Annotated in this window: 7 protein-coding genes; 3 read left to right on the forward strand and 4 right to left on the reverse strand. The window is 52.8% G+C overall.

Features of this window, described 5'->3' with window-relative positions:
- Nucleotides 1–67: 67 nt before the first annotated feature.
- A complete protein-coding gene (locus tag J7I43_RS10220) occupies nt 68–934 on the forward strand; it encodes a DMT family transporter (protein WP_209145573.1) in 867 nt (288 codons plus the stop codon).
- Nucleotides 935–980: 46 nt separating this feature from the next.
- On the opposite strand, the gene frr is transcribed toward J7I43_RS10220, so the two are convergent.
- On the reverse strand, nt 981–1,544 hold the full coding sequence (gene frr, locus J7I43_RS10225; RefSeq protein ID WP_209145574.1) for a ribosome recycling factor: 564 nt from the start codon (nt 1,542–1,544) through the stop codon (nt 981–983).
- Nucleotides 1,545–1,635: 91 nt separating this feature from the next.
- Nucleotides 1,636–2,781: a glycosyltransferase family 4 protein gene (locus tag J7I43_RS10230; protein WP_262898682.1), complete on the reverse strand. Its 1,146-nt coding sequence runs from the start codon at nt 2,779–2,781 to the stop codon at nt 1,636–1,638.
- Nucleotides 2,782–2,939: 158 nt separating this feature from the next.
- On the opposite strand from J7I43_RS10230, the gene J7I43_RS10235 reads away from it, so the two are divergent.
- A complete protein-coding gene (locus J7I43_RS10235) occupies nt 2,940–3,776 on the forward strand; it encodes a transketolase (RefSeq protein ID WP_209145576.1) in 837 nt (278 codons plus the stop codon).
- 75 nt (nt 3,777–3,851) lie between these two features.
- On the opposite strand, the gene J7I43_RS10240 is transcribed toward J7I43_RS10235, so the two are convergent.
- Together J7I43_RS10240 and rbfA are read right to left on the reverse strand one after the other, a co-directional pair.
- The gene (locus J7I43_RS10240; protein WP_209145577.1) at nt 3,852–5,081 is read right to left on the reverse strand and encodes an FtsX-like permease family protein; all 1,230 of its coding nucleotides are present in this window, start codon (nt 5,079–5,081) and stop codon (nt 3,852–3,854) included.
- Entirely contained in the window at nt 5,078–5,443 is a 366-nt protein-coding gene (gene rbfA, locus J7I43_RS10245) for a 30S ribosome-binding factor RbfA (RefSeq protein WP_209145578.1), read from the reverse strand. Before rbfA ends, J7I43_RS10240 begins: the two co-directional genes overlap by 4 nt.
- Nucleotides 5,444–5,614: 171 nt before the next feature.
- Here rbfA and J7I43_RS10250 point away from each other — a divergent pair, with 171 nt between their 5' ends.
- The gene (locus J7I43_RS10250) at nt 5,615–7,153 is read left to right on the forward strand and encodes a glycosyltransferase (protein WP_209145579.1); all 1,539 of its coding nucleotides are present in this window, start codon (nt 5,615–5,617) and stop codon (nt 7,151–7,153) included.
- Nucleotides 7,154–7,550: the final 397 nt, after the last annotated feature.

The following is a 7,550-nucleotide window of genomic DNA, read 5'->3' on the forward strand; positions in this document are numbered from 1 at the left end:
AAGCGGTAGCTTTTTTTAAATTTAAAAAAATTACCGGATGTAGGGAATCGGTATCTTTACGGCCGCTATGGACCAACGTATACTCAACTGGGGGATCTTCCTGCTGCTGTCGCTTACCTGGGGCAGCTCCTTTATCCTGATGAAGCTGGGGCTTGAAACGTTCAGTCCTTACCAGGTAGCCAGCATCCGCCTGATATCCGCCGGGCTGGCATTGCTGCCGGTGTTTTTCCGGTTCATCCGGCAAACGCCCGCTAAAAAGATCCCCGTGATCATCCTTTCCGGTCTATTAGGTAACGGGATTCCGGCTTTTTTGTTCTGTATCGCCGAAACGCGGATAGACAGTTCGCTGGCCGGCATGCTCAATTCCTTCACCCCCGTGTTTGCGCTGATCTTCACGATAACCCTCTTTCACGCGCCGGTGGCCAAACGGCAGCTAACGGGGCTGGCTATAGGTTTTGCGGGCGTTATTTGCCTGTTCCTGGTAAAAGGCATTGATGCGAACGCTTACTGGTATTACGGATTTTTTGTGATCCTGGCCACGGCCTGTTACGGGCTGAACATCGCGCTGGTGCATCATTACCTGAAAGAGTTCGCTTCCCTGCAGCTGGTGTCGGTATCCTTATTTTTCATGGCGCTGTTTGCCTTGCCGGTATTGCTTTTCAGCGATTTTTTCATCCTGTTGGGCAATGGCGGCGGCGCGTATAGAAGCCTGGCGGCCAGCGTTACGCTGGGACTGATGGGCACGGGCGTGGCCTCCATTCTTTTTTACCAGCTGATCCGCTCCGCCGGCGCCATTTTCGCGTCGATGGTCACGTATGGTCTGCCGGTGGTGGCTATTGGCTGGGGGCTGCTGGCGGGGGAAGATGTGAGCTCCCTGCAGGTGATCTGCCTGGCGGTGATCATGGGCGGGGTGTACCTGGTGAACCGCAAATAAAAAAGACGGGCGTGGGCCCGTCCTTTCCTGGTATTTTCCGAGCGGCTTAAATAGCCATGATCTCTTTGTCTTTTGCTGCGCAATGTTTGTCTACCGCTGCGATGTTTTTGTCTGTAAGCGCCTGTACGTCGGCTTCCGCATCTTTGGCGGTATCTTCGCTCAGGCCGTCTTTCTGCAATTTTTTGATGCCTTCGATAGCGTCGCGGCGGATGTTGCGAACGGCTACTTTTGCGTGCTCGCCTTCGCCGTTCACTCTTTTCACCAGTTCTTTACGACGTTCTTCGGTAAGCGGGGGCAGGAACAGGCGGATCAGGATACCATCGTTCTGGGGGTTCAGCCCGATGTTCGATGCAATGATCGCTCTTTCGATCGGCTGAAGCATATTTTTTTCCCAGGGCTGTATGGTGAGGGTGCGGGCGTCCGCCACGCTCACGTTGGCCACCTGGTTAAGAGCGGTGGGCGAACCGTAATAGTCCACCGTAATGCCGTCCAGTATCTGGGGATTGGCTTTACCGGCGCGTATTTTGGTCAGTTCCGTTTCCAGGTGTGAAATAGCCTTTTGCATGGAATCTTTTGCGTCATCCAGGATTAAATTAAGTTCGTCTTGCATAAGAATAAATACTTAAAGTGCTTGCAAACCTACATGAAATCTTTTAATCATCAAAGGATGAGCATAGATGGAAAGGCCGGGGTGAAGCGGTTTATTTGTCCTGCAGCACCGATTCGGTGTTTACGCGCAGGATCTTCGGCTTGGTGATGCTGGGGATGCTGTCTGCCGGCTCTGATGCAGCCACCATAACAGGTTTGGGCGCTTCCTTCCGTTTTTTCAGCAAAAACAGCACAGTCGTGGCGCCAAACGCCGCTCCGCCGATAAGCATGAGCAGTGCGGTGGTACCGATGCCCTGGAGGCTGTAGGCCATCACGATAAACGCGATGTTGGACAGTACGGCGATAAGGGTCGCCTGGCTGTGGCTGAGGCCGAGCGCCAGCATATAGTGGTGGATGTGATGCCGGTCTGCCGTAAACGGGGAACGCCCGCGGCTCATCCTGATGGCAAACACCCTGAGCGTGTCGAACAGGGGAATGATAAGGATGGCGAATGCGATGGCGGGCACGGACTGAAGGGGAAGTTTGCCAGCGGGGTTGCCGGCCACTTCTATGAATTTTACGATCAGGGTGGCGTTCACGAGGCCTACCAGCAGCGAGCCGGTATCGCCCATGAAGATCCTGGCCGGGGTAATGTTATAGATCAGGAACCCCGCGAGGCCGGCGGCGAGCGCAAAGCCCATCACGGCGTACAAAGGTTCGTTCACATACAGGAAATAAGCGCCCAGCACGGCGGATACGAGAAGCCCCACGCTGCCCGCGAGCCCGTCGATGCCGTCGATCAGGTTAAAGGCGTTTACCGCCACGATGAAAGTGAAGTAAGTAAGGAGCAGGCTGAAGTGATAAGGCAGTTCGCCGATCCCGAAGGCGCCATACATGTTGCGTATCTGCAGGTTGCCGAGATAAATGATGGTAAAAGCAGCCACCAGCTGGCCTACCAGCTTCTTAACCGGGGAAAGGCCGACGATATCGTCTTTCATGCCGACGATGAAAATAATGAAAAACGCTGCGAGAAGATATTGCAGGGAGGAGCTCTGCTGTGAGGGAACACAAACTGCAGTAGCCAGTATGAAACCGGCAAAGAATCCTAATCCACCTAAAGTGGGGATCCGTATTTTATGCGATTTGCGCTCATCTGGTTCGTCATAGAGGTGTTTCAACTCAGCCACCCTGATCAGAACGGGGATAGCAAAGTAGGTTATAACGAAACTCAGGACAGTCGCGATAATTACATTCTCCATACGGGGGGTTGTGGTGCAAAGATATTAAATTCAGCGATATGCGTATCAAATAATTTTAAAACTCAAAGATTTATAGCATCCCAGGAAAAAATCGTCCAATACGCTGAAAATCTGGTTATTTTCTTCTTACTTTTGCGGCTCATAAAACGCCAACTATCATGCCAGAACTGAAAGATATCGCCACGCAAATCAGGCGGGACATTGTGCGGATGGTACATGCCGTACAAAGCGGGCACCCCGGCGGTTCCCTGGGCTGCACGGAATTCTTTACCGCTTTGTATTTCAAGGTAATGGAGCATACGCCCGTTCCTTTCGATATGGATGGTAAGGACCAGGACGTGTTTTTCCTGTCAAACGGACACATTTCCCCCGTGTTCTACAGCGCCCTGGCGCGGTCCGGCTATTTTCCGTTATCCGAACTGGCTACATTCCGTAAAATCGATTCCCGCCTCCAGGGCCACCCCACCACCCACGAGCACCTGCCCGGCGTAAGGGTTGCCAGCGGTTCCCTCGGCCAGGGCATGAGCGTTGCCCTCGGCGCGGCCCTGAGCAAAAAACTCAATAAAGACAACAAGATCGTTTATTCCCTCCATGGCGACGGCGAACTGCAGGAAGGCCAGAACTGGGAAGCGATCATGTTCGCGGCGCATCATAAAGTGGACAATCTCATCGCTACCGTTGATTACAACGGCCAGCAGATCGACGGCCCCACCGAAAAAGTAATGAGCCTCGGTGATCTCGACGCCAAATTCTACTCCTTCGGCTGGAAAGTGCTCCAGATGAACGGCAATGATATGGACGACGTGCTCGCCACCCTCGCCAAAGCCAAAGACCTCACCGGCAAAGGCCAGCCCATCGTGATCCTGATGAAAACGGCCATGGGTAAAGGTGTGGATTTCATGGAAGGTTCGCACGAATGGCACGGCATTGCGCCGAACGACGAACAGCTTGCCAAAGCGCTCGCACAGCTGCCGGAAACGCTGGGCGATTATTGATCCGGATGAACATCACCAACATACAAAGCGTGCCGCATGCGGCACGCTTTTTTTATGCGGCAAATATCGTCGGTGTCAGGTTGCTTTTAGTGTAATCTCTTGCCTGGCCGCCTTTTGAGCGGGGTACCAGCTGGCCAGCACGCCTATTACGAGAATGGTCACGATCACCAGGATGAAGTCTTCGTAATGCATTTCCACGGGAAAAGCGTCTATCAGGAAAGAGCCGCCGCCGAGCTTGATCAGCCCGAAATGCTGCTGCAGCAGGCAGATGGTGATGGCGAGCGTGAACCCGATCGCGCTGCCCGCGCCCGCGATAATGAGGCCTTCGGTGAGGAATATACGCTGGATGAGTTTGTTGCGGCCGCCCATGGCTTTGAGAATAGTGATGTCTTTCTGTTTTTCGATCACGAGCATGGACAGCGAGCCGATCATATTAAATGCGGCGATCACGAGAATAAAACTGAGGAATACGTACACGACCCATTTCTCCGTTTGCATCACGTTGTAAATAGTGGCGTTCTGCTCCATGCGGGTCTGCACTTTTACTTTATCGCCCAGCAATTCCTGTATCGCACGTTTGGTTTTTGTTTCTGAAAAACCCGGCAGCACGGCTATTTCAAGCGACGTTACTTCTCCCGGCTGCATGTCGAGCAGGCTGCGGAGAAAGTTGATGTCGGTAAGCACATATTTGCTGTCGAACTCCTGCTGGATGGCGAAAGTGCCGGCGGGATAGATCACACCGGAATTAACGGCCTGTTCGGGCATGGCGGGATTAAACACGGCTTCGTCGCGTTTGGGCATGTATACGTTCACCGGTACGCTGCTGTGCTCTACATCCACGCCCAGCGCGCTTTCTATGCCAAGACCGATCACGGCCTGGTAACCCAGCTCGTGCGAAATATCGTACGAGCCGCGGATAATTTTGTTTTCCACGCCGGCCACATGCGAAAATGCGCTGTCTATTCCTTTCAGCACGGCGATGGTCTGATTTTTTTCGTACCGCAGCACGGCCTTCTCTTCGATGCTGGCGGAAAGGTTCGCCACGCCGCGGGCCTGGCTCACGGCTTTGATCTGTTCGGGCGTGAAAAGGATGGTTTTGCCGGTGGCGGGCACCACTTTCAGCGTGGGATAAAAAGAAGAATAAAGGGATTTGACGAGACCGGTGAACCCGTTGAACACGCTGAGCACGGTGATCAGCGCGGCGGTGCCGACGGCGATGGCGCCAACGCTCACCCATGCAATGATATTGATGGCGCTGGTGGATTTACGGGCGCGGAAATAACGCAGAGCGAATTGCCAGATCATTTTTTGTCTTTCTCTTCATTGATCTTTTTAAAGAGCTCTTCCATCCGGAACACATGATCGAGCGTATCGTCGAGGAAGAAAGTAAGCTCGGGAACGCGGCGCAGCTGTTTGCCCACGCGGTTGCCCAGTTCGCGGCGGATCTCGCTCATCTTCTCATTCATGCGCGCCAGCATTTCCTCGGGTGATTTGATCTGGAACATACTTAAATACACCCTTGCTTCCAGCAGGTCGGGGGTCATTTTAACGGACGAGATCGAGATCATGCCGCCTTCTGTTACATTGAAGCCCATGCGCATGAAAATGTCGCTGAGTTCCTGCTGCACCAGCTGTCCTACCTGTTTTTGCCTTTTTGTTTCCTGCATTTTGTTCTATATTTAAGCTGTACTCTCAAATCTTCCCCTTGCGGGAATTGCCCAAAAATAACCAATTTTAGCGGTTCGAAGCATTCCCGCCTTATCTACTTGTGGTATCATTTTTGGAGCTTGGAGCGTGCCATACGGTACCTTATTTGTTCACCAAACTAATTGACACCTATGATTTCCGTAATTATACCAGTGCTCAACGAAGGCGCTACCATACGCCAGGTAATCAAGACGATCAAAAAGACCTCAAGGCCGATAGAGATTGTAGTAGTAGACGACAATTCGACGGATCATACGGTTGAAGAAGCGCTGAAAGAAAAAGTGCGCGTGATCACGAGCAGCCAGCGCGGCAAGGGCATTTCCATGCGTGAAGGCATGATGGCCGCCAAACATGATATTATCGTGTATGTGGACGGCGATATTCTCACTTATCCCGATCAGCTGGTGGAATTGCTGACGGACCCGATCGTGAACGAGGAAGCGGATTTTGTAAAATCATATTTTGAACGGCAGGCCGGGCGTGTTACGCAGCTGGTCGCCAAACCCTTGCTGAGCATACTTTTCCCTGCGCTCGCCGGTTTTAATCAGCCGCTCAGCGGTATGATCGCCGCACGCAAATCGTTTTTGCAACAGGTGCATTTTGAAAATGATTACGGGGTAGACATCGGGCTGCTGATAGACATGCACCTGAAGCAGGCGCGCATCCGGGAAGTGAATATCGGGCGGCTGGAAAATGCGATGCAGACATGGGAGCAGCTCAGCAAGATGAGCCGCGAAGTATCACGCACGATCCTCAAAAAAGCGGAAAGCATTCCTTTGCAGAACCTCGAAACGCTGGGCAATATCAACATCATCCGCGAGCAGATGGAATATTCCATTCTCGAATCCATCGACAAGCTGGAGAAAATGGTGATCTTCAACCTGGACGAAACGGTGTTCACGCAGAATTACATTTACCTGGCGGCGGTCGCATTCGAGCAGGAAGCGCCGCTGGTACAGGTGCTGCAGCATTACAGCGATCCTACTTCCATCATTAACCGTTCCGCGGCATTGTTCCAGGGCCGCAACCTGGCGGAGCTGCTGGAAGTGGCGGACGAGATCCCTGTAACGCCGGATATCCGGCATGTGATACGCGAGCTGAAGCGGCGCGGGTACATCTGCGGATTTATCACGGATGGTTTCGAGTGTGTGGCGAATCACATGAAAAACAAGCTGGGGGCGGATTTTGCGTTTGCCAACCGGCTTCACCTGGTGCACAGCGTGGCTACGGGCGAAGTGAGCATCCCGGAATATTTCCTGAAGGGAAGCGGCAGCGAAGCGGTGTACGACAAGAGCAATATTTTGCAATACATTGCCGAAAAATATCACATTCAGCCGCAGAACATTATTTACGTGGGCAACGGGGAAAGCGACAGTGCGATGTTGCGTGAAGCGGGCATAGGTGTGGCGTACCATCCACAGTATGTAGAGACGGCTACAGTGGCGGACAAGATCATTGAAGACGTTTGTATGGCGCCTTTGCTGGACATTGCGGTGGCGAGCCCGGAAAAGAACGTGATCCGCTGGCCTACGAAGCGGCAGGTGCGGAACATCGGGCTGGGCAGCCTGGCCGCGTTGGCTACGGCCGGGTTGATCTACCTGGCTGCGAGGCAGGTGCGCAAAGCGTTGCGGCCTGAATGCGAGGATGCGCCGGAGCTGAAGCCGGCTTAATAGCAATTTTATTTTTCCATCTCTTTTTCGGAGATATTATCGGCCGGGCCTGAGAAAGTCCCGGCCTTTTTTCTTTCCCCGGGTCTCCTTTCCCATTACATTCGTTATACGATCCACATGATCGTGTCTAAAGGCATACATGTCGGGAGCCGGATTCTTCCGGCACCTTAAAGATTCATTTTGGTGATTAGTAAACTTATTCGGCAACCGGTTTTTGCCGGTGCCGGGGTTTAACATGGATGTATGAAAAAGGGCCGTCCTTTTGGACAGCCCTTCTCTTGTATCTTGTTAGGTGCGGCCAGCGTTGTGAAGAAGGGCCGTTCCGGGATGTTTTTTTCGAGTGTCTCGAATATGCCTGTGTTTCAGATATGAAGGAAGGGCCGTTCCGGATAGTTTC

It is taken from the genome of Chitinophaga chungangae (assembly GCF_017742215.1).
Lineage (GTDB): Bacteria > Bacteroidota > Bacteroidia > Chitinophagales > Chitinophagaceae > Chitinophaga > Chitinophaga chungangae.